Genomic DNA, 21707 nt, shown 5'->3' on the forward strand with positions numbered 1-21707 from the left:
GCTGACCCGCTGCCCGGGGCCGTGGTCACGCCATCGGGGTGCCGATGGCCTGACGCAGCGGCTGGAGGCCTGGATGCTCCTGGACTCCCCGCGACCCGTGCAGCAGCCACGCCGAGAAGGCGGCGATGGCCGGGCCGCTCTCGCCCGCCAGCCGTAGCGGCTGCGTGTCGCCGAACTCGAACACGACGGACCAGTTCAGTGGCTCCGGGTAGAACGCCGTGACCGGACGGCCGAGATGACCACGGACCCTTCGCCAACCGCCGATGCCACCCGCTTGACGGACCCGGCACGCACGTCACCCAGCGAACAGCCCAGGCAGCGAGGTCGCGAAGCCATCGCGGGCGGAGCGAGGAGACACCGGCCTCGTCGCGATCAACAGATGCATGCCCAACTCCTGGGATCATGCGTGTCTGTGCGACCCGGACGTCCATCCGCGCTGATCAGCATGTGCTGTGGAAGAGTCCGGCGACGGCCTGCGCGGCGGCGAGTTCGTTGTAGAGGGCTACGGCTTGTGTGGTCTCGGCCTGGTGGACGGTGACCGTCCGCTCTTCCAGCAGCGTGAGCGTGGCCGGGGCGGTCTTCAGCCGCAGGTGCATGCCCCGGGACAGCACGATGACGGTGGCGCCGTGGGCGAGTAGTTCCTCGACGTCGGCCGGCAGGATCCCGGGTTCGTGCCGCGTGCCGTTCTCCGACCAGTCCCATTCCCGCCCGCCACCCGGGTAGAGCGCCACCGTGGGATTCCTTCTGTACCTGTTCTTCATGCTGGCCACGGCGGCGAACCTAGTCGGGCCCGTCCTCGCCGGCCGACCTCTACCCTGGCTCGCCCTACAGCTCCTGGCCGTCGCCACCGTCACGGCCACCCTCGTGACGGCGAGGTCGTGGCAACATCATCTCCGTGGCCTCAGGGCAGCCGACCACGTCCGCCTCGCCACGCTTGTCGTGGCCGGCGCGGCTTTCCTGTCCTGGGCCGTCTACTGGGGTCTGCTCATTCGTGAGCAGCGGATCCTGACGGCCGGGGCTGCACCGGTGTGGCCCCCGGCCGCCTAGCCGGCCAATCGCGTCCGACGTGGTGGGTTTCCGCCTCGCGCGTGCCGCTTCCCGGTGACTTGGCGGTATGCGGTGAAGCCTGGACTCACAGGCGGTAGGCGCCTCGCCGATGCCGGATGGAGTGGATCTCGATACGGACGCGCGCGAGGCGTGCTGGAGCTCGGCGTTACTGTCGCTGCGAGCCTGATGGCCGGCTGAGCGCCGGCCCTGTGGCCGTGTGAAACGAGTCCTGGCGTGCGGCGCCGTCCCGGATGTCGGTGCTCGCCGGTACGGTGCCGCCATGTCGAGTCCGTCCGCGCCCCACGACGCGGTGTTCCGCCGGATCCTCGGTACGCCGTCGAACGCGGCGTCGCAGCTGCGCGCGACGCTGCCGCCAGCCCTCATGGCACGGCTCGACCTCGACCGGCTGACCCTGGTCCCGGGCAGCCTGGTCGATGCCACGTTGCGGTGGCGGCACACCGACCTGCTGTTCACCGCCCCGCTCGACGGCCGTGAGGCGTTCATCTACGTCCTCATCGAGCACCAGAGCAGCAACGACCCGCTCATGGCGTTCCGGATGCTGCGCTACGTCGTACGTGTCTGGGACCGTTACCTGGTCGAGCATCCCAAGGCGACCCGGCTGCCGGCGGTGATCCCGCTGGTCGTGCACCACAACGAGCAGGCGTGGACCGCGCCGGCCCAGGTGCTCGACCTGGTCGACCTGGACCCGGACCTCACCGACGCCTGGCGGGAGTACCTGCCCCGGTTCCAGTTCCTCCTCGACGACCTGGTCCGCGTCGACGAGCGGGCGCTACGGGAGCGACCGCTGACCCACTCGGTACGGCTCACCCTGCTCCTTCTCAAGATCGCGCCTGGGAACCCCCGGCTGGCCTCGGACCTGTGGCGGTGGGTGGACGAGCTGCGCGCGGTCCTGGAAGGCCCTGATGGCAGGGAGGAGTTTGCTGCTCTGCTGCGTTACATTGAGCTGGTCGGGGAAGCGGACACCCGTGACCAGCTGCATGACCTGATGGCCGCTGTCGGTCCCGAGGCGGAGGAGGCCTACATGACCATCGCGGAGATGCTCCGCGCCGAAGGGCGCGTCGAGGGCCGCGTCGAAGGGCGCGTCGAGGGCCGCGTCGAAGGGCGCGTCGAGACGCTCGTCCAGTTGCTGACTCTCAAGTTCGGCCCGCTTCCCGAGGCGGTGCTCACCACCGTGCATAACGCCTCCACCGACCAGCTCCAGGCCTGGACCGCCCGCGTCCTGACCGCCGACACGCTCGACCAGCTCTTCCACTGACCGGCACCACGGATCGTTCCGGTCGTGTCGCTGTTTGCGGTGGAGGGACGTAGAGCCCCGATCGCACCGGTAGTCGAGTCAGCCGCTGGACCACCCGGATTCTCTGGACACTGCACGAACAGGGCATCCATCGCTTCGTCGAACTCGAGCGAACGTTGGGCGTCACATCCAAGGTGCTGACCCAGCGGCAACGGCTGAAGCTGTCCAGGGAAGACGTAACGTGACCGTGCGACACACGCGACTTTCCGCGCGTTCTGTGATTGCGTCTACTATCCGATCTTGGAAGCCACCGTCGGCAGGCCGTATGCCTTGTACGTGCACGGCGGCAGCGACACCACGGGCGCGGTGCGGGCCGTCGAGTCGATCACAACCGGCCTGCGCTGGCGACGTCTACGGGAGCCGCTGACCTTGGTCGGCGACCTGAACCCGGCCGGTCGAGAGGCAGCTTGGGAGTTGGGCGCCACGACGGCGGCAAGTCTGATGCCATGATCGTAACGTTCCGTAATGACCCGATGCACCCTCATTCGCGCTACTTTTGCGACTGCGTCTACTACCCCTGCCTCGAAGCGACCATCGGTCGGCCGTACGCCCTCTACGTTCACGGCAGCTCCGACGCCACTGGCGCGGTCCGCAGCGTGGAGACCGTCGAGACCGGCCTGAGATGGAAGCGCCTGCGGGAGCCCGTGACGGTGCTCGGCACGCCGGACGCGAAGGACCGCGAGGCCTGCTGGGAGCTGGGCGCGGCGACGGCCGCGAGCCTGATGCCGTAGGGCCGGGCGCATGATGGCCGTGCGTACCGACTCCCCGCGTTATCCCGGAACGCGACTGTCCATACCCACGCTCGGCCCATGCCCGCGACCAGAAGTAGCGCGACCCTGTAGAGCTGTCGATCGTCGGCGAGGTGGACGCCGCTGCGCGCGAAGCCTGCTGGGAGCTGGGCGCCCGCACGGCGGCGCGTCTGATGCCGTAGCGCTCAGGTCTGGTTGATTGTCGAGGAATTCATGCGCCATGCATGAAGGCGTGGTAGCGTCGACGCATGAGCGAGTCCGCCGACGGGGGCATCATCCAGGTGCGCGATGTCGATCCGACGACGCTCGCGGTCCTTCGCGAGCGTGCCAGATCGCTAGGCCAGTCACTGTCCGGGTACCTGCGGGACCTGATGGATGCCGACGCGGCCACGGAAACCAACGCCGAGGTCATCGCCCGGATCGCCCGCGACAGGGAACCAGTGGAGCTCACCATGGACGACATCCTCGCGGCGCGCGACGAGGGGCGGCGTTGACCCTCACGTACGTGGTTGACTGCTCGCTCGTCATTGATGTGCTGTCCGTCCGCAATGGCGACGAGGTGCTCCGGCAGCGCCTGTCCGCCCCGCGTACGCTGCATGCCCCGCACCATCTCGACGTCGAGGTCGCGTCAACAGTCCGCGGGCTTGCCGCCGGAAAGAAGATCACTGGCCATCGCGGCGAGCAGATGCTGGCTGACTACGCGCGCCTGCGGATCACCCGTCATCCGGTCTGGCCCTACCACCCCCGGATGTGGCAGCTGCGGCACAACCTCGGCGCCTACGACGCGGCCTACATCGCGCTCGCCGAAGCACTCGGCTGCGAACTGCTCACAGGCGACATCAAGCTCAAGAACGCTGCCGGACACCGCGCGACGGTCATCGTCACCCGGTAGCGGAAGCGGCCCGCTTCCCAGCGACACGACCGGTGCGGTTCGCGCTGCCCTGGGGGGTGTGCGAATCGAAACCTCATTAGGGGCCGGTCGCCGCGACGACCTGGAATGTCATCCGGCTCGTGGCGGTGGCTTCCGTCGTCGTGCTGGTGGCGTACACGGTGGCGACCCGGCGTTCTCGGCATTCCGCCAGATAGACGCGAAGGTGACCTTCGGTGCCGCGGGCGTGCTAGCGCCAGTTTCCTGGATAATTTGATCTTGTCTGTCTGGTGGTCTTCTGGTGATTCCCGCTGGCGGACCCAGTACTCTTGTTGACCATACCTTTGCGATCAAGCCTATTACCCCTGCTTGGAAGCAGCCATCGGTCGGCCGTACGCCCTGTACGTCCACGGCAACTCCGACACCACCGGCGCGGTCCGCAGCGTCGAGACGATCGCAACCGGTCTGAAGTGCGGACATCTCCCTCCCCTGGTCCCAGGTGAGCGACCGGGCGACGTCGGCCGGTTCTTTGATCTTCAGGCTGAGGGCGAGGGCGACGCGGGGAGCTGTCCGGTCGTAAGGGATCCGGACGAGCGTGGTGTAGCGCGTGTGGCGGTCGACGAGGGTCGCGATCTGGCTTTTGCCGCCCTTGCCGATGATCAGGTCGCCCTCGATGTGGCCCGGGACGGCGCGGTCGGCGGCTTCGGCGGGGCGTTCGCTGATGTTGACCATGTCCGGGATCGTCTGCGGCGCCTGGGGTTTCGACCCGGCTGGCCGCCTGCGTACCCGGCCAAACCGCAGGGCGAGCTTCAGTTCGGTCCCCAGCGTGCCGGCGGCCTGCAGGAAGAGTGTCTATTAGTGAGGTCGGACCGAGGCGCGGCGCCGGTCTTGCGACCAGCCCGTTTCCTCGGCCCGCCTCCCGAACCCGGCGTGCACCGCTAAGCGCACCGGGCTCTCCACAAGTCACAGTAGGTTCCGCTTCTTCTCATGCCCCGCTCGACCATGGGGTCGGAATTCGTCTTCCCCGGTGTCGGTAGCGCTGTATGCCCACCGTTGCGGGGTCGAACAGCACCACCGCTCCCTCGGTGGGCCATCCGTCTCCTTGGCTGTACCGGCGTCGGAGCTGCCTCCAGTCAGTCCGCCGATGCTTCCGGCCGATCCATCTGATGACCTGCTTCCATAGGTAGGCCCGCAGGTAGCCGAAAGTCGCGCTCGAACAGCCGTATTTGAAATAGATGGCCCAGCCCCGCAGTGGGTCTGGCCGCCGCGTCGTACTACCTCGTCGAACGCCCCATCCAGCGCCGCCGCCGGTCGAGTTCGCGGCCCCAGCCGGACCGGGTGGTCCCGCCGCCTCGCCAGCCCGTGTTGACCGCCGTGGCGGCGGTCAGCAGCGGCGATCGCTCGACCCGGGCGACGCTCCTCGACACCGGCCTGGGCCTGGGAAGACTCCGCCCGCCCGTCTGAGGCCGCGGCAGCGTCGCGCAGGACCGGCCGGCTACGGCCGGGCCGGGAGGACGACGTTGTGGGCGGGCGCCCCGGTTGCCAGGGCGGCGATCTGGCGGCGGAGCAGGGCGACGACGCGCGGCCGCATCGCGGCGCTGTGCCCACCGACGTGGGGCGTGAGGATGACGCCGTCGAGGCCCCACAGCGCGTGCTCCGGCGGGAGCGGCTCGGGATCGACGACGTCGAGCGCGGCCCGGACCTGGCCGTCCCGGACCGCGTCGACCAGGTCCGCGGTCACGACCACCCCGCCGCGGGCGACGTTCACCAGCAGGCCGCGAGGCCTCATCGCGGCCAGGAACTCCCGGTCCACGAGGCCCGCCGTGCCCGCGTTCAGCGGTAGCGCGAGCACGACGATGTCCGCGTCGGGGAGCAGGCCAGGTAGCTCGTCGATCGCCCGCACGACGCCGTCGGCGTCAGTCCGACGGCTCGTCGCCACCCGGACGACGTCGACTTCGAAGGGCTTCAGGCGGCGGACGACGGCCCGGCCGACGCCGCCCTGGCCGACCACGATCACCGTCGAGTCCGCCAGCGCCAGGGACTCGGCGTGGGCCCACGTGTGCTCTGCCTGCGCACGTAGCAGTGCCGGTAGCCGCCGCTGGCTGGCGATCATCAGCCCGGCCGCCAGCTCGGCGGTGGACGCCTCGTGGACCCCGGCGGCGTTGCTGAACGTGTGGCCGTCGGGAAGTACGGCGCTGACGCCCTCGTAGCCGATGGACTGGCTCTGCACGAGCAGCGGCCGCAGGTCCTTGAGAGCGGCCAGCACGGCGGGGTCGGCCATGTACGGCACCACGACAAGGTCGAGATCCTGCCGAGGCGGCGGGCCGGACAGGTCCCAGACCACCACCTCGGTCCCGGGAACGGAGGCGAGGGCCGCGCGGAGCTCATCGGTCGGCACGGTCACGACCAGCGGCCCGCGGTGCTGGGACAACGAGGTCTCCTCCTGAAGGCGGGCGCTGGTGCCCGTCAGCGCGGCCGTCCGGCGGCGCTGGCTGCGCCGGTGGCAGCGGCCCGCGGGTCGGGGACACCGACCGGATTGGGCCACATCAGCAGCGCGGCGGCGGCCTGGGCGATCGGTGCGAGCAGCGTCGCGGCGCGTTCGACCTCGGCGGGTTCGAGCCCGTGCCAGGCGGAGATCGCGAGGCGGTCCGTCGTCTCCTCCAGGTCCTGCGCGGCTCGCCGTGCCGGCGCGGTCGGGGCGCCGGCGGCGTCGAGCCAGCCGCGGGCGCGCAGCCGGTCGGCCGCCGCGTCCCACTCGTCGTCGGTCCAGCCGCGGATCCGCTGGTAGAAGGCGCGGTCGGTGCCGCCCAGGCTGACCCGCCAGGCGAGGCTCTCCGGGCCGTCGAGACCGGCGGTGACCAGGGCCGCGACGTGCCCGTCGCCGCGGTGCTCCCGCAGGATCGTGGTCGCGTGCCACAGGCTGGCGACCGGGCCGTCGGGCCAGGGGAGTGCCGCGTTCGCCGCGCCGAGGACCCGTCCGGCGACAGGCGCCGCATCGGCCGCCGAGCGCAGCAGCGCGGCCAGCTCGGTGAGCTCGTCGGCGTCGGTCCGGGCGACCAGCGGGCCGAGCGCGGCACGGGCGCCGTCGAGCCGGGTGGCCAGCGCCTTCTCCGGGGAGATCCGGGTCCAGACGTCGGGTAGGGCCCGGGCCACCATGGCGGGCGCGAAGCCGAAGAACGCCCCGACCACCGGCCCGGCCTCGACCGGCCCCAGCGGCGCGGCCCGCCCGGCGAAGTACCCGCGCCAGTAGCCGTGCAGCCCGGCGTCCTCCCAGGCCGCGAGGCTGGCTGGTGCGAAATACGTGACGGCGTGCACCGGCTCGAACAGCCGCCACATTCTCTGAGCCACATTCACCTCGGCCATGACCCAACCCAATTCCGCCGGCCGGCTGAGGTCAAGCCCCGGCCGGCCGTCAGCCCCGCGCTGGTCGCAGCTCGCTCGCCCGACACGCCGCCGACTCTGCGCCCTGACCTCGCGTCAGGGTCAAGCCGCGCGGGGCGGAAAGCTTGTAGAGAGCGACCAGGTAGCGGCAGGCGCTGTCGGTGGGGTTGAAGTACACGCAGTCCACCGGTGCGCCCAGCTGGAGACAGTCGCCCGGGTTCAACTCGTGGACGTCCTGACCCTCGACGAAGCGAAGGCGACCGGCGAGAACCCAGATCTGCTGGTCGATGAAGCGGTAGGTGCTGGCCGGCATCGCCACGGTGGCCCCGGCGGGCAGCTCGACCTCGACGAGCTCCAGGCCCGTGGCCGCCGGTGGCGAGACGGCGCGCCGCGTATAGCCGCTGTCCGGGTCGGTCCACACCGGCTGCACGTCGCGGCGGGTCAGCCGGGACGGCCCGGTCTCGGCCCGCGCGATCAGCTCCGAGAGCGTCAGTCCGAGCGCGCCCGAGAGCTTGGCCAGCAGCGCCGCCGTGGGCTGGGCCTCGGCGCGCTCGACCTTGGAGATCATCGCCCGGGAGACTCCGGACGCGTCGGCGAGCCCCGCGACGGTCAGGCCACGCGCGGCCCGGGCGGCCCTGACGGTGGCCGCCAGCGCGGCGCCGAGTTCGTCACTCACGACACCAGCCTAGTGAAACTATGGTAGGTCGCGTGTCTACTATAGGAGCGTGCCTAGCGACCTACCGAGCGAAAACTGGCTGATCCGGCCGGCGACCGCGGCCGACGCCCAGGCCTGCGCGGCGATCTACGCGGACTACGTCACTGACACGGCGATCACGTTCGAGACCGAGGTCCCGTCGGTCGAGGACACGGCGAGCCGGATCGAACGGTCGAACCTCCGCCACGCCTGGCTGGTCCTCGAGGCCGACGGGGTGGTCGTCGGGTACGCCTACGGGCGGGAGTACCACACCCGCGCCGCCTATGGCTGGTCGTGCGAGGCGAGCGTCTACCTCCAGGTCGGCAGGCGCCGGACCGGTGCCGGGCGCGCGCTCTACGAGGCGCTGCTGCCACGGCTGGCCGAGCGTGGCTACCGCCGCGTCATCGCGGGGATCACCCAGCCCAACGACGCCAGCAACGGCCTGCACTACGCCTTCGGCTTCACCGACGTCGGGGTCATGTACAAGATCGGCTGGAAGCACGGCGCCTGGCACGACGTCGCCTGGCTGCAGCTGGACCTGACCCCGGACGAGAACCCCGCCAAGCCGCCGGCCGCGGTCACCTGACCTCGCCCGTCTGGCAGGTCCGTCGGGGCGTTGGCCCGGCGAGCGGACGAACGGTGGCCCGGCAGTGTGGCTGCGGGGGTCGGTCTCAGTCGAAGGCGGCCGGGTCGGTGCCCCAGTGGTGGGCGGGGAACGGGTAGTCGTCGAAGCCGGGAATGGCGGGGCGCGCCGTCGTGCGCGTGCCGTGCGTGACGGCGCAACGGTCGGTCGGCGCCGCGGCCGGCGGATGACCCGGCTCGCGGCCGGGACGGTCGAGCAGCCAGGAGGCCGTGCGCGCGAGGGCGGCGGCGAGGTCGAGGCCCCGGCCGTCGGCGGCGCGGGCGACCAGCGCATCGATGACCGCGGCGGCGAGCAGATACCCGGTGGCGTGGTCGAGCGCCTGCGCGGGCAAGGCCCCGGGCGTCGTGCCGTCCGCGCTCTCGATCAGTGCGATGCCCGACGCGGCCTGGACGATGGAGTCGAAGCCGCGCCGGCCAGCCCACGGGCCGGTGTCGCCCCAGGCGTTGACCCGGGCGCGGATGAGCCCGGGCGGCGGTCGCAGCCCGAAGGCCTCGATCGCGCCGGGTCGGTAGCCGGTCACCAGGACATCCGCCGCGTCCAGGAGCTCCTGCGCCCGGGGCAGCTCGGTGCGCAGGTCGAGGATCGCGGTCCGCTTGCCCTGGCCCGTATCCAGCTGCTGCCACTCGATCTCGGCGGGAATCGGCGGATCGAGGCGCAGCACGTCCGCGCCGAGCAGGGCGAGCGTCCGCCCGCAGACTGGCCCGGCCAGCACCCGAGTCAGATCGAGCACGCGGATGCCGGCCAGGGGGAGCCCACCGCCCGCGAGTGTGAGGGCGGCGCCGTCGTCGCGGTGCGTGAACCGGACGAGCGACCCCGTGGCCGTGGCGATGCCCGGCTCGGACGCCCGCCACTCGGCCTCGGTCCTGACCCGGACCGCGATGGCGCCAGCCTCGACCGCCAGGTTCTCGATCTCGGCGGCCGACCGCGCCGAGATCGCCCTGGCCAGGGTCGCCCGGTCTGCCTCGTCCGCGGCCAGGCCGACGAGGCGCAGCAGGCGGTCGCGGTGGTGTGGGTAGCTCGCGTGGGTCCGCAGCCAGCCATCCGCGGCCGGGAAGAAGCCGGACAGCGGCGCGAACGCGTCCGCACCGCTGCCACCGTCGCGGAACAGCCGCTCGCTGCCGAACGCGGCGGCGATGCGCTCGGGATCCGACGCGGCGGTGGCGATCGGACCGGTGGCCCCGGCGCGGCGCGCGGCCGCGCAGACGGCCTCGACCGACGTGGTCGCGAGCGTGCGGGCCGGGAGAGTGGCGGACAGCCAGCCGGACATGATCAAAGCCTAGTCATGGTTGCGGCTACGCGGCTCGGGATAGGTGCCGCCCGCCCGGCTAGGCCGGTTGCCCGGTCTTGGGGAACGCGGGGAGCGCCCGCTCGGCGCTGGACGCGCGCGGCAGCGCCAGCGCGGCGATCACGCAGGCGAGCGCCATGACACCGGCCATCACGTAGAACACGGCGCGGGTCGCCTGCGCGAAGTCGAGCTGGACGAAGTGCGGGATCGCTGCCGTGGAGCCGCTCGCGTGGTCGGACTGGGACGACGCGGCGGCGATCCGGTGAGCCTCGGCCGGCGGCGCGCCCTGGGCGACCAGCGAGCTCGTCAGGTGTGAGCGCAGCTGGGTCACCTGGATGGTGCCGAGAACGGCGATCCCCAGGCTGGAGCCGTAGTTGCGGACCGTCTGGGTGATACCCGTGACCTCGCCGTAGGCCGTGGCAGGTGCCCGGTTGAGGGCGTCGGTGTTCGCCTGCCCGATGATCAGGCCCATTCCGGCGCCGGTGAGGATGATGCACCAGATCTGGCCGCCGAGGTGCAGCGAGTCGAGCCGCTCGCCCCAGAGCGCGAGCCCTGCGGCCGCGAGGGCGCAGCCCAGGACCACCGGGCGCCGGGCGCCGCCCCGGTCGAGCATCCGCCCGCCCAGCTGCGCCGCGGTCGCGAAGCCGAGGAAGAAGTAGAGCAGCAGCAGGCCCGAGCTGGCCGGTTTCTCGCCGAGCGAGACCTGGGCGTACTCGCTCGCGAAGAAGAAGATCGGGACGAACGCGACCATCGACAGGCCGAGGATCACGTTGTCGACGAGAAAGCCCCGGTCGGCGAAGATCTTCAGGTCGATCAGCGGTGACCGGGTGCGCAGCTCGACCCAGCCGAAGACCAGCAGCAGGACGAAGCCGAGCCCGATGCACCCGCCGGTCAACGGGTCCGACCAGCCCCAGCGGGCCGCCTGCTGGAAGCCGAACACCGACAGACCCGTCCCGGCGGCGACCAGGGCGAACCCGCGGTAGTCCATCCGGGCCCTGGTGCGCACGGAGGCCGGTCGCGCGAGCACCGTCAGCACGAGCGCCACGACCGCGATCGGGATGTTCACCCAGAAGATCGCCCGCCAGGTCCACTGGGTGAGGAAGCCACCCAGCGCCGGGCCGACGGCCGTCAGCCCGCCGGCGATCCCGAAGAACAACGCCATCGCCTTGCCGCGCTCGCGCACCTCGTAGCTGTTGACGACGATCGCCAGCGCCGCCGGGTACATCAGGGCTCCGCCGGCGCCCTGCAGGGCTCGGAACGTCACGATCCACGCCTCGGCCAGGCTCCCCGATGGCGTGAAGCCACACATGGCCGAGGCGCCGGCGAAGGTGGCGATCCCGATGAGGACCATCGTCCGGTGCCCGAGGGTGTCCGCGAGCCGCCCCCCGAACGCGAACAGCGCCGCAAGCGCCAGTAGATAGGCGTTGACGGCCCACTGGACCCCGGTCGCGGACAGCTTCAGCTCGCTCTGGACCTGCGGAGCGGCGATCGAGACGATCGTCATGTCGATGAACGTCATCGCCACAGCGAAGATCATCGCGGTGAGCGCGAGACCGCGGCGCGGGCTGCCGATGTCGGCTGTGGTCATGTCCGACTCCAGGCGTGCGCGGAACCGCGCCAGCGGCCCGTCCGAGTGGGTTCACGAGCTCTGCCCGTTCCGTCCACCGTAGCCGCCCGCACGCTCGGCGCCACGAGGTCCTCCGGATGTACGTCCCGAGATCGGGCGATCCGCGCAGAAGCGCGTGGTCAGGACCTTCTGGCGCGCGCGACTACCTCCTCGGGCGCAAGAGGGCTCGCAGGGTGATGGCTTAGGCATAGCGGCGTGGTGAGCCGCTGGAAGGGCAGCCCCTCGCTGACGGAGTAGAACTCGCCCACGCCGAGATGGCCGATGTCCGGCGCGTCGCCACCCATCACCTTCGCCATCTCCCTGGCGGTGTCGATCTGCGTCGGCGAGTTCAGCCGGCCGAAGAACTGCGTCGCCGCGTTGCCTGGAATCCGGTTGTGGAGGCCCTTCGGCGCCTGCGTCGCGAACACCAGGCCGAGCCCGTACTTGCGGACCTGCGAGGCGAGCATGAGCGTGCTCGCGGTGCAGGGTGTGGAGCCGCCCGACGGCGCGAAGGTCTGCGCTTCGTCCATCACGAACAGGCCGCCGAGCGGCCGGTCCGTCGCCGGGTTGCGTTTCGCCCAGGCGAACAGTGCTATCTGCAGCTGGCTTACGAAACTTTGCCGCTGCGCGTCGTCCGGCAGCCCGGAAAGGTTGATGACCGAAATCCGAGCCCGCCGGCTGGCGGCCGGAGTCAGCAGCTCTCCGGGGTCGACGGCGGTTCCGCCTCCCCCGAACAGCGGATCGTTGATGGTCGCCGCACGCAGCGTCTGTGCCATCTCCTTTCCCGCCCGGTCGTCCGGGTCGAGATCGGTGACCCCATCCGGCAGCTCGCGCAGCAGCTCGATGAACGCGTCGAGGCTGCTCCGGTTGCTCCGGGCGAAGTGGCGCAACGCCTGGCGCAGGATTGCCTGACCGATCACGGCCCGCCTGGTCGCGCCCGCGACGCCCGCGCGGGCGGCGAGCGTCGAGGCGGCTACGTCGATCGCCAGGCCCAGCTCCTCGGTGTTTCCGAGTAGGCCGGCGAAGTCGGGCAGCGGCTGAAAACTCAACGGCCGGCCGCTGTCGCGGCGCGGCGTCCAGATGACGACGTCCGCGCCCGCGAGGTACTCGGTTGCCAGCTCCGCGTCGCCAGGCGCCCAGCGGGCTGGCCGCTCGGGCCAGGCGTCGCCAAGGCGGGCCAGGTCGTTGTTCGGATCCAACACGATCGAGGAGACTCCGCGCAGGGCACATTCCTCGATCAGCCGGCGAATCAGCACCGTCTTTCCCGAGCCGGACCCGGCGAAGATCGCGGTGTGCTTGCGCAGGGCGTCCAGCTGGATCTCGACGGGGGCCTTCGACGGGGCGGAACCGACAGGCACCGCGGTTCCATGGCGAATGAGGCCGTCCCGTCCGGCTCCCGTGGCCAGGCTGGCGGGCCGCTGGCCGGCCGGCGTGGCCGGGCCCGTCGGGGAAACCTCGTCCGTTGCCGGCGGGGGCGAGCCGAGATCCGGCTCCGGCGAGGCCAGCTCGCTGAACACGTCACCCAGCGTGTCGCTGAGCAGCTTGGTCGAGCTGGCCGGACGCCGAGACCGCAGCCAGACGTCGGCCGCCGGATGGTGCTCGTCGAGCAGTTGGCGCAGTGCGGCGAGGACGCGGAGGTCGTCGGTCGCCAGGAGGCAGGTGGTCCCGCCGGAAGCCTTAAGCTTCTCTACGGCTTCCTGAGTCTTGGCGCCCTTGCTCCACTCGTCCTCGCGCAGCAGCACCAAGCGGCGCCGGATCGCCATGCCCGAGGAGCCGGAGCCGGAGCCGATGCCGGCGGCCGTGGCGGCGCCCTGTAGCCGGGTCAGCGCCGTCCTAGGATTCGTCGCGAGGACCGCCCGGAAGGACCAGTGGGTCTCGTCCCCGGTGTCCTCGTCGAGGACATGGCGCAGCCGAGCGTGCAGATAGGGCTTCGCGCTTGGCTTCGGGTCGTACCGGAACGAGGCTCCCGCCTCGCCCAGCTCGATGATCCAGGCGGCCAGCCCGGCGGCGAGCAGCCCAGGAAACACGGCGTCCTCCGTCGTCGCTGTGAGCGTGTCGGCAGCTGCCTCCTCCAGCAGATGCTCGAAGGCGGCGTCCAACGCGGCGAGCTCATCCGTCACTGGAGGAGACACAAGGCCCGGTCCGACCGGCGGCTCGTTGTGCTCGGCGTCGAGCTTGCTCAGCTCGGTCACCGTGCCGGTCGCCAGGCATGCCTGGATATGACGGTCGATGCACTGCAACAACGCGCGCGGGGTGTAGTCGCTCGCGCCGTGTAGCGCCTCGGCGCTGACCGGCCACGTCGGGTACTTCGGCGTGAAGTCGATGGCCTGATACCGCTCGGCGAACCGGCGCCGGACGATCTGCTCGGCCAGCTCGGCGGTGCCGATGACGCCCAACGGGCTCGCCACGCGGAATCGGTCCCGTACGGAGGTGACGGCCTGCTTGTCGATCAGGTCCCAGGTCGACGGCAGACAGGTCAGCAGACAGAGCGTTCGCGTGGTCTGGTCCCGCAGCCCGAGCAGGCCGTCGGCGACCTGGTGGACGATCGGGCCGGCCTCGCGCGAGCCGGGCTCTCCGTCCTCGTAGGACACACGTGACTCGGCGATCGCGGTGTCGATCTGGTCCACCGCGATGACTGTCGGTCCCGTCAGGGAGAGCAGCCTGGAGACCTCACGGACGATCTGCTGGGCAGGCGTCGGCGTGGCGCGCATGCCGCGTTCGGACCGCTCGTGCAGGAACTGCTCCTCCATCGACAGCAGGTAGCCGCGGCCGACATCCTCGGCGTCGTAGTCGTCGGAGCCGAACAGGACGAGGGCGCGCAGGGTGTCCTGGCAGTCCCGGCCGATGACGCGGTCGAAACTGCGTAGCGCGACGACGAGGTCCTTCAGCCGCGACTGCTCGTAGGGGGCCTGACCGGTCACGACCGCGGTCACCTCGGGCGGTGCCGAGATGAGCGTGGCCAGGCGGCGCAGAAAAACCCGCAGCTGAGTGTCGTGGCCGTCGATCTCGCGAGTCAGCCCGTCGACCACCGAGGCGAGCACGCTCTCCCAGAACGGCGTGCCGCCGAGCGGGCCGACGAGGAAGAAGTAGCCGCCGGCGGCATGAACCCGTTCCCGAACCCAACCGAGCAGGTGGGTCTTGCCCGTGCCAGCCTGGCCCTGGATCACGAGGCCCATGGGGTTGGGTCGACCGGTGCTGGCGGTCGCCGTGGCCAGGTTGTCGGTGACCGAACGGGCGGCTACCGGGTGAATGCCGTCGACGTGGTCTGGTGCCGACCGCCACACGTCCTCCGGGGTGCGGACCCAGTCCAGCTTCAGCGCCGCGAAGGCATCCTGCTCCCGAGCGCCCATCAGTTCTCGATCAGCAGCAGGTGCTTGTCCTGCCCGCCGATCCGGACGGCGGCCGCGCGGTCCGAACTCGTCAAGGTCTTCTGGTCCTCCTCCGGAGCGATCGTCACGCCCGACCCGGGCGCGCGGTTGAGCTCCCGCAGTACCTCGTCGACGTCCTGACGGGGGGTGTCACCCAGCCGCGGGCGCAGCGCGGACAACCGCACCCACGCACCGGGCCGCTGGGCGAGGTCGCGATAGGCAACCCGGATCGTCTGCTCGAGATCCTCCGCGACGGCCGGCGCGCTGCCCTCCGTCGGAGCCGGCTGCGCGGCGAAGACGTCGGCCAGGGTAAGACCGGCCCGGCCGAGGTACCTGGAGAGCCCTCCGAGCAGCGCGTACACCGCGCCAGGCGGGACGGCGAACGTCCGGGACTCGGGCAGCGGCGCGGCCAGCTCCTGCCCGCAGCGGGCCCACCCGTCGTCGGTCAGCGAGTGGACGAACGCACGGCCGAACTTGTGGCTCTCGACCAGTTTGAGCTCGTTGAGTACCCGCCGGTTCGCGCCGTCGATAGTAAGCCGGAAGCGTTCCTTCAGCTCGGGGTTGGAGACCGCCCGGTCCACCGCCATCAACGTCAGCAGCGCGCCGAGCTGGCTTCCCGACAGCCTCTCGTCGGTCATCTTGTCTCGCCCTTTCTCTTGGTCACCGTCGGCGTTCCTGTTGGTCCTGGCGCCGAAGGTGAAGCAGTCGTTCGATCTTGCTGAGTACGTCGGCCGTGTCGACCAGAACCTGGTTGTTGGTGAATCGCAGCACCGCGTAGCCAGCCAGGGTCAGGTCGACGTCGCGGCGGCGGTCGGCCTCGTAGTGCGCCGGCGAGTGGTGCTCCGGTCCGTCAATCTCCACAGCGCACCGCTCGGCCCGCCACAGCAGGTCGACCCGAATCGGGCTCGCCAGCGGGCCGGACCGGTAGGTCTCGTTCCAGGACCGGCCGCCGGCCCAGACCCTGGTTGCCAGAGCCCGCTCGAGCCGGGCCTCGGCCGCGCTCGCCGGATGCGGCTGGCCGCTGACCGGCGGGTAGCTCAGCATCGGCTCCTCGGCGCGACGGCGAACACCGACCTGGTCGGTCGTTCCTCCGGCGTCGGGGAGGCCGGCGTGGATACTCGTGAGACGGTTGAGCGACGGATGGCGGCTGTCGAGGCTCGGCTCGGCGCTGTCGGGCCAGGGGAGCCACACCGCGAACCGACCGTGGTAGGCCAGCCACTCCATGGCCGCGATCAGCGAGGCCACCGGCCGTGGCCCCGGTTCGCTCGGCCCAGAGGGCGGGAAAACGAGCAGAGCTGCGGTTGTCCGCTGGTAGGACGCGGCTATGACGCGGGCGAGGCCGGCCGCGCGCAACTCGTCCAGGAAGCGCCGCTGCCGTGCGGCCGCGGGTGGATCTCCAGAAACCGCGCGGCCGGCGAGGTCGGCCAAGAACGGACCAAAGTCAGCCGTGGTGGCCGCGATCGTCGTCGCGAGCGCGCGGGCCGCGGCGACAGTCGCGCCGGACGCGCGGGCCGCCGTCTCCCGGTCCAGCCGGCCGGTTGCTGGCTCGGTGGCGTCAGGTGTGTCGCGCCCGGCGGCTACGAGATCGAGGCCGTCGGCGCCGGGGAGCCAGCTGGGGAACAACTCGCGCGCGGCCTGGTCCAACTGGGCGAGGAGACTCGTGACAATCGACGCCGTGCTGGCGGTCAGGTCGCGGGGAGGCCGGTAGCGCACGGCTGCTGGAGCCTCGACGGGCAGTGGGTCGAGGGAGCGGTCGAGTGCCTCCGCGGTCGCGTCGACGACGCGCGCGACCCGTCCCGGCGGGACATGCGCCCACCACGAAACCACCGCCGAACCCCCCGACCGTGACACATCACGTGAAGCCTGCCTGGCGAGCCACGTGCGCTCTACGCGACAGCGGCCCCCGCCGCCCGATATGCCGCGTCACAGGTTCCCACATAGATGCGACACATGGGGCGTCGCCCTGCCTGGGAGGCACGCGGGCCGACCTGGACGTTGTGTGACGAGCCGGCGAACTCGGGTGATCACCGGCGTCACGGCACCTCCGGCCAGAGCGGTCGGTTCGCACCGGTCCACAGCGCCTCTCCTGCGCGGCGGCCGTGGCCGTCGGGCCCTCATGGGCGGCGCGCGCGGGCCAGGACCTCGTCGACGGGCAGCGGCCAGCCAGGGTGGTGGCTCAGGCAGAGCGGAGCCGTGACGCAGGGGAACGGGAGGCCGGCGCCGGCGGTGTAGAACTCGCCGACCCCGAGGCGGCCGATGCCCGGTGCCTCGCCGCCCAGCGCCCGCGCCATGACCCGGGCCGTGTCGATCTGGGCTGGCGGGTTGAGCCGGCCGAAGAACTGGGTGGCGGCCAGCCGCGGGAGCCGGTCCGACAGGGCGTGGGGGGACGGGGTGGTGAAGATCAGGCCGAGCCCCTGGCCGCCGGCCTCGGCGGCAAGCCGCAGGGTGCTCTCGGTGCTCGGCGTCGGCAGGCCGGCCGGCGCGAGGCGGTGCGCCTCGTCCATGACCACCAGGCCCGCCAGTGGCCGGTCCGCCGCGGGCAGCTGGCCGGCCCAGGCCGTGGTGACGAGCTGGAGCTGGCGGACGAACGTCTGCCGCGCCTCGTCGGTCGGCAGCCCGGCCAGGCTCACGACCGACACCCTCGCCCGCTGGCCGGGCGCCTGGGTGAGCAACTCGCCCGGGTCGATGGACTCGGCGTCGAGCGGGCGCCCGTCCGGCCGCCCCGGCGTCCACACCACGACGTCCGTGCTCGCGAGGTACTCGCGGGCCAGCTCCGCGTCGCCGGGCGCCCAGCCCGCCGGTGGCGACGGCCAGGCGTCGCCGAGGCGGACCAGATCGCCGGTGGGATCCAGCACGATCGACGAGACCCCGCGCAGCGCGGCCTCCTCGACGAGACGCCGGACAAGCACCGTCTTGCCCACACCAGACCCGCCGAAGATCACCGTATGGCGGCGCAGCCTCGCCAGGGGCAGCCGGACCGGGGACCGCGTACCGGCGGCCACGCCGATCGGGACCGACTCGGCGGGGCCGGGCCGGGGAACCGGCCCCGCCGCCAGCTCGACGGGCCGCTCACCGTGGCCGTTGAGCTGGGCTGGACGGCGTGACAGTTCGAAGCGGGGCCCGGGGCGGCTGGCCTGCGCCGTGACGGCGGGACCGACGGAGATCGTCAGGTCGGGGAATCCGGTCGAGACGACTGGGACAGGTTCCACGAGGGGCGCGGCCGCGGGGGAGCCGAGGGAGAACGCCATCGCCAAGGCAGCGGCCGGGTCCTCGGTGGGGTCCAGGGCAGGCACCGGCGCAGGGGGCTGGGCCAGGGGCTCGGCCGGGGTCGATGGCCGGCCGGCCGGCAGCGGGGCCGTGGGCGTCACCGGAACCAGGCCGGCCGTCCGGGCCAGCGTGGGCCGCAGCGGCCACGCCGGCGGCCGGGCGTCGCTGGAAGCCGAGGCTTCCTGAGCTGGTTCGGCCGGTGGACGCGGCTCGACCGGTGCCGCCGCGGGTGCTGGGCTGGCGGCCTGAGCCGCCGCCGGGCCCGCCACCGCCGCCGACGGCTCCGCTGGGGGAACGGCGAGCGGTGCGGGCGTCCCAGGCGGCGGGACCGGGATCAGCCATGACGTGCCGGGGGCAGCCGGTCCAGCACCCGATGGCGGGCCAACCGGTGCGCGGGCGCCTGGCGTCCTCTGGTTCGCCTTTGCCGTGCCGTCGCGCGGTGGCACCGTCCGGTCGAGCACCCGCGCCGGCGCGCCGAGCGGTGGCGTGCTCGGCGCGGCCGGGGCCGACCCGATGGATGGCGCCGGCGGGCTGGAGGCCGGCGGGACCGGCGGTGCCGGGGCGCCGAAGGTCGGCGCAGCGGATGGGGCATCGCTCGCGCCTCCCGCCACCGGGACGGGGACGAGCACCGGTGTGGCGGCGATGCCTGGTCGGAGCAGCTCTCTGGGGCTTACCCCCCAAGGCGCACGCGCGGCCGTGGGGTGCGCCGGGCCTGGCTCGGCCTGGCCGACGGCCCCGGTCGGCGCCAGCCAGTCCGTCCCATCCGGGGCTACGCGCGGATCCTCAGCCGTGGCCAGGTCCCGGCCCGGCGGCTCCGCGGTCGTCGTCGGCTCCGCGGTCGTCGTCGGCTCCGCCGCGAGGACCACCGCCGGTGCCGGCGCCGCCGGAGCTACCATCGCCGCGGCTGGTGGTGCCGGCGCGGGGCCCGCCGCCGCTACCGACGGCGGCTCGACGGTGGCCGTCGCGACGGACGCGAGCGCCGGCGGCGCCGGCTCCGGATGTCCGTTCAACGGACGCAGGTGCGCCGCGGCCGGCGCGGTGACGACGAAGGGTGAACGGCTGGCGGGCACGGCGATCACGGGTGGGTACCGCGTGGGCTCGGGCGCGAGCTCCTGGAACAGCGCCCCGAGCGTGGCCGCCAGCAGCGGGGAGGCACTCGCGGGCCGGCGGGCGAGCAGCCAGGTTCCCAACGCCGGATGCCGTCCGTCCAACAGCTCGCGCAGTGCCGCGAAGGTGCGGACGTCCTCCTCGGTGAGCAGCTCGGTCACGCCGCCGGCCCGCTCGAACGCCGCCACGGCATCGGGCAGCATCGCCCGACTGGCCGGGTCGGTGTCAGCCCGCGTCGCCGTCCGGTCGCCGCCTGGGGTGCGTTCCCAGGTCACGGCCTGGTCCCAGGCCGCGGTGCGCAGCACCACCAGCGTCCGGCGGTTGGACGGGAAGGCAGCCGGGCGGCGCGTGCCGCGACCGTCGCCTGCGCCGATGCCGCTGGCGAGCCCGGCCATCGCGCAGGCACTGTTGAGCCGGTTCAGTGCCGTCCACGGCCGCGAGGTGAGGACCGCGCGGAAGGACCAGTGCGCCTCGGCCCCGCGCTCGGTCAGGTGCTGGCGCAGCCGGGCGTGCAGAGCCGGCCGGCCACTGAGCGTGGCGTCACGGGTGAAGGCGCCACCCGCGGGCCCCAGCTCGGTGATCCACGCGTCCAGGCCGGCGGCGAGCAGGTCCGGCACGAGCACGTCCTCGTTGTGCTCGGTCAGCGCGGCCAGCCCGGGGGCGGCCGCGCGTAGCCGGGCCCAGGCGACATCCAGCTCGGCGAAGCCGACCACGAGCCGCCGGTCCGCCGGGCCTTCCGGACCGCCCCGGGTGATGACGGTGCCCGCGCCTCTGGGGCCGGCGTCGAGGGGCGACGCGGACGCCCCGAGCTCCGCCGGTCGCGGCTCGCCGCCGGCGCCCGGTTCCGTGGCCGCGCCGAGCGCGCGCAGTTCGGTGAAGGATCCGGCGGCCAGGCCGGCGCGCAGGTGGGTGTCGACGCGGCGCAGCAGCGCACGGGGGGTGTCGCCCGCGGCGGCGCGCAGCGCGTCCGGGTGCACCGGCCAGGTCGGGTACGGCGGCACGAACCCGATCAGCTGGTAGCGCCGGGCGAAGCGGCGGGCCACCAGCCGCCCGGCGAGCTCTGCGCTGCCCATACCCCCCAGTGGGTCGAGCACCCGGAACCGGTCGGTCACCGGGCCGATGGCGTGGCCGGCGACGAGGTCCCAGGTGGCCGGCAGGCAGGTGACCAGGCACAGCGTCCGCGGCGTCAGGTCACGCAGGCCGGCCAGCCCGTCGGCGACCTCGTGGACGAGCTGGCTGGCCCAGTCCGCGTCGGTGCCTGGCTCTGCTGGGTCCGGCGGGGCGTCGGCGGCCTGCGCCGCGCCGCCCGCCCGGGCCGGCTGGGCCGGCGCGAGGGCCGTGTCGAGCTGGTCGACGGCGATGACGGCCGGACCGGTCAGCGCCAGCAGCCGGAACAGCTCGCGGACGATCTCGGCGGTCGGTTTGGCTGGCGCGCGCATGCCGCGTTCGGCCCGCTGGTTGGGGAACTGCTCCGCCATCGACTGCAGGTAGCCGCGGCCGACGTCCTCGTCGTCCAGGTCGTCCGAGCCGAGCAGGACGAGCGCGCGCAGCGTGTCCTGGCAGTCGCCGCCCAGCCGCCGGTCGTGGCTGCGGAGCGCGACGACGAGGTCCTTCAGGTGGACCGGCTCCAGCGGGGCCGCGCCGGTGACCCCGGCGGTGATCGCCGGCGTGGCGCCGACGACGCCGGCCAGCCGGCGCAGGAACAGCCGCAGCTGGGTCTCGCCGGTGCCGCCGGCCGGCCGGGCCAGGCCGTCGACGAGCGCGCCCACGACGCTCTCCCAGAACGGCGTGCCGCCGCCGAGCGGGCCGACCAGGAAGAAGTAGCCGCCGGCCGCCTGCACCTGCTCGCGGACCCAGCCGAGCAGCTGGGTCTTGCCGGTGCCCGCCTCGCCCTGGATGACGAGACCAGGCGGGTTGTCGTTCGGGTCGGAGGTGGCGTCGCGGACCGCGTCGGACAACGCGCGGACCGCGTCGGCGTGCAGGCCGTCGACGTGCCACTCCGCCGGTGCCCACACGCCGTCGAGGCCGCGGATCCAGCGGAGATTCAGGGTCGCGAACGCGTCCCGCTCGCCTGCGCCCGCCATCTCGCCAGCTCTCTCCGCTCCCGCCTCAGGCGCCAGACCAACCCGCCGAGCGAGCGGACGGCGGCCGCGTGAAGCCAGGGGAGCGGCTCGACGGGCGGGACGCGGTGCTCAGGGCGGTCAAGGGGCGCGAAACGCCACCATGGCGTTCTAGGTTGGCATACGGCCCGAAGCGAGCCGGCCGCGCCCTCCGCCCGGCCGACCGGGCGTGGATCTTCGCTCGCCCGGAGGGGTGCCCGCCTTGCCGGGCGGATCGGACCGGAAGCTCAGGCGTGACGGCGGAAACCTGAGCGCCG

The 21707-nt window shown here is 72.6% G+C and carries 19 protein-coding genes and 2 pseudogenes; 8 read left to right on the plus strand and 13 right to left on the minus strand.

Features of this window, described 5'->3' with window-relative positions:
- Positions 1-25: 25 nt before the first annotated feature.
- Together FRADC12_RS31695 and FRADC12_RS24075 are read right to left on the minus strand one after the other, a co-directional pair.
- Entirely contained in the window at positions 26-184 is a 159-nt protein-coding gene (locus FRADC12_RS31695) for a hypothetical protein (RefSeq protein ID WP_157489006.1), read from the minus strand.
- Positions 185-440: 256 nt separating this feature from the next.
- On the minus strand, positions 441-731 hold the full coding sequence (locus tag FRADC12_RS24075; protein WP_232304003.1) for an MTH938/NDUFAF3 family protein: 291 nt from the start codon (positions 729-731) through the stop codon (positions 441-443).
- Position 732: 1 nt separating this feature from the next.
- Here FRADC12_RS24075 and FRADC12_RS24080 point away from each other — a divergent pair, with 1 nt between their 5' ends.
- The 7 genes and pseudogenes from FRADC12_RS24080 (at position 733) to FRADC12_RS24105 (ending at position 4003) form a co-directional block, all read left to right on the plus strand.
- Positions 733-1047 carry a hypothetical protein gene (locus FRADC12_RS24080; RefSeq protein WP_157489007.1) on the plus strand — a complete coding sequence of 105 codons (315 nt, stop codon included), beginning with the start codon at positions 733-735 and terminating at the stop codon, positions 1045-1047.
- 280 nt (positions 1048-1327) lie between these two features.
- Positions 1328-2323, plus strand: coding sequence for an Rpn family recombination-promoting nuclease/putative transposase (locus tag FRADC12_RS24085; RefSeq protein WP_157489008.1), 996 nt, complete (start codon positions 1328-1330; stop codon positions 2321-2323).
- Positions 2324-2415: 92 nt separating this feature from the next.
- Positions 2416-2547, plus strand: a pseudogene (locus FRADC12_RS34520) (winged helix-turn-helix transcriptional regulator); the annotation flags it as partial.
- 28 nt (positions 2548-2575) lie between these two features.
- Positions 2576-2812: pseudogene (locus tag FRADC12_RS24090) on the plus strand (flavodoxin); the annotation flags it as partial.
- Entirely contained in the window at positions 2809-3093 is a 285-nt protein-coding gene (locus FRADC12_RS24095) for a flavodoxin (protein ID WP_349305903.1), read from the plus strand. The pseudogene FRADC12_RS24090 and the gene FRADC12_RS24095, both read left to right, overlap by 4 nt.
- Before the next feature lie 266 nt (positions 3094-3359).
- The gene (locus FRADC12_RS24100; RefSeq protein WP_045878334.1) at positions 3360-3605 is read left to right on the plus strand and encodes a hypothetical protein; all 246 of its coding nucleotides are present in this window, start codon (positions 3360-3362) and stop codon (positions 3603-3605) included.
- Entirely contained in the window at positions 3602-4003 is a 402-nt protein-coding gene (locus FRADC12_RS24105) for a type II toxin-antitoxin system VapC family toxin (protein WP_045878335.1), read from the plus strand. The genes FRADC12_RS24100 and FRADC12_RS24105 overlap by 4 nt, the downstream gene beginning before the upstream one ends.
- 108 nt (positions 4004-4111) lie before the next feature.
- On the opposite strand, the gene FRADC12_RS35120 is transcribed toward FRADC12_RS24105, so the two are convergent.
- The 5 genes from FRADC12_RS35120 to FRADC12_RS24130 form a co-directional block, all read right to left on the minus strand.
- Positions 4112-4822: an IS30 family transposase gene (locus tag FRADC12_RS35120; protein WP_157489009.1), complete on the minus strand. Its 711-nt coding sequence runs from the start codon at positions 4820-4822 to the stop codon at positions 4112-4114.
- 142 nt (positions 4823-4964) lie between these two features.
- Complete coding sequence (locus FRADC12_RS35125) at positions 4965-5231, minus strand: group II intron maturase-specific domain-containing protein (RefSeq protein WP_084011416.1); 267 nt, start codon at positions 5229-5231, stop codon at positions 4965-4967.
- A gap of 243 nt (positions 5232-5474) precedes the next feature.
- Positions 5475-6410, minus strand: coding sequence for an NAD(P)-dependent oxidoreductase (locus FRADC12_RS24120; protein WP_045880151.1), 936 nt, complete (start codon positions 6408-6410; stop codon positions 5475-5477).
- Between the two features lie 35 nt (positions 6411-6445).
- Complete coding sequence (locus tag FRADC12_RS24125; protein WP_045878338.1) at positions 6446-7342, minus strand: SCO6745 family protein; 897 nt, start codon at positions 7340-7342, stop codon at positions 6446-6448.
- Between the two features lie 49 nt (positions 7343-7391).
- Complete coding sequence (locus tag FRADC12_RS24130; protein ID WP_045878339.1) at positions 7392-8036, minus strand: helix-turn-helix domain-containing protein; 645 nt, start codon at positions 8034-8036, stop codon at positions 7392-7394.
- A 49-nt stretch (positions 8037-8085) separates the two neighbouring features.
- Here FRADC12_RS24130 and FRADC12_RS24135 point away from each other — a divergent pair, with 49 nt between their 5' ends.
- Entirely contained in the window at positions 8086-8640 is a 555-nt protein-coding gene (locus FRADC12_RS24135; protein WP_045878340.1) for a GNAT family N-acetyltransferase, read from the plus strand.
- A gap of 85 nt (positions 8641-8725) precedes the next feature.
- Here the strand turns inward: FRADC12_RS24135 and FRADC12_RS24140 are convergent, their stop codons facing one another.
- From FRADC12_RS24140 to FRADC12_RS33445, 6 genes are all read right to left on the minus strand, one after another.
- Positions 8726-9964, minus strand: coding sequence for a CoA transferase (locus FRADC12_RS24140; RefSeq protein WP_045878341.1), 1239 nt, complete (start codon positions 9962-9964; stop codon positions 8726-8728).
- 58 nt (positions 9965-10022) lie between these two features.
- Positions 10023-11570 carry an MFS transporter gene (locus tag FRADC12_RS24145; RefSeq protein ID WP_045878342.1) on the minus strand — a complete coding sequence of 516 codons (1548 nt, stop codon included), beginning with the start codon at positions 11568-11570 and terminating at the stop codon, positions 10023-10025.
- 158 nt (positions 11571-11728) lie between these two features.
- Positions 11729-14938: a helicase HerA domain-containing protein gene (locus FRADC12_RS24150; RefSeq protein WP_045878343.1), complete on the minus strand. Its 3210-nt coding sequence runs from the start codon at positions 14936-14938 to the stop codon at positions 11729-11731.
- Complete coding sequence (locus FRADC12_RS24155; protein WP_045878344.1) at positions 14938-15594, minus strand: hypothetical protein; 657 nt, start codon at positions 15592-15594, stop codon at positions 14938-14940. The genes FRADC12_RS24150 and FRADC12_RS24155 overlap by 1 nt, the downstream gene beginning before the upstream one ends.
- A 22-nt stretch (positions 15595-15616) precedes the next feature.
- Entirely contained in the window at positions 15617-16783 is a 1167-nt protein-coding gene (locus tag FRADC12_RS24160; protein ID WP_045878345.1) for a DUF559 domain-containing protein, read from the minus strand.
- Between the two features lie 287 nt (positions 16784-17070).
- Positions 17071-21414 (minus strand): helicase HerA domain-containing protein, encoded by a 4344-nt coding sequence (locus tag FRADC12_RS33445; RefSeq protein WP_052711126.1) that lies wholly within the window; start codon positions 21412-21414, stop codon positions 17071-17073.
- Between the last annotated feature and the right edge of the window lie 293 nt (positions 21415-21707).

Source organism: Pseudofrankia sp. DC12, assembly GCF_000966285.1.
Taxonomy (GTDB): domain Bacteria; phylum Actinomycetota; class Actinomycetes; order Frankiales; family Frankiaceae; genus Pseudofrankia.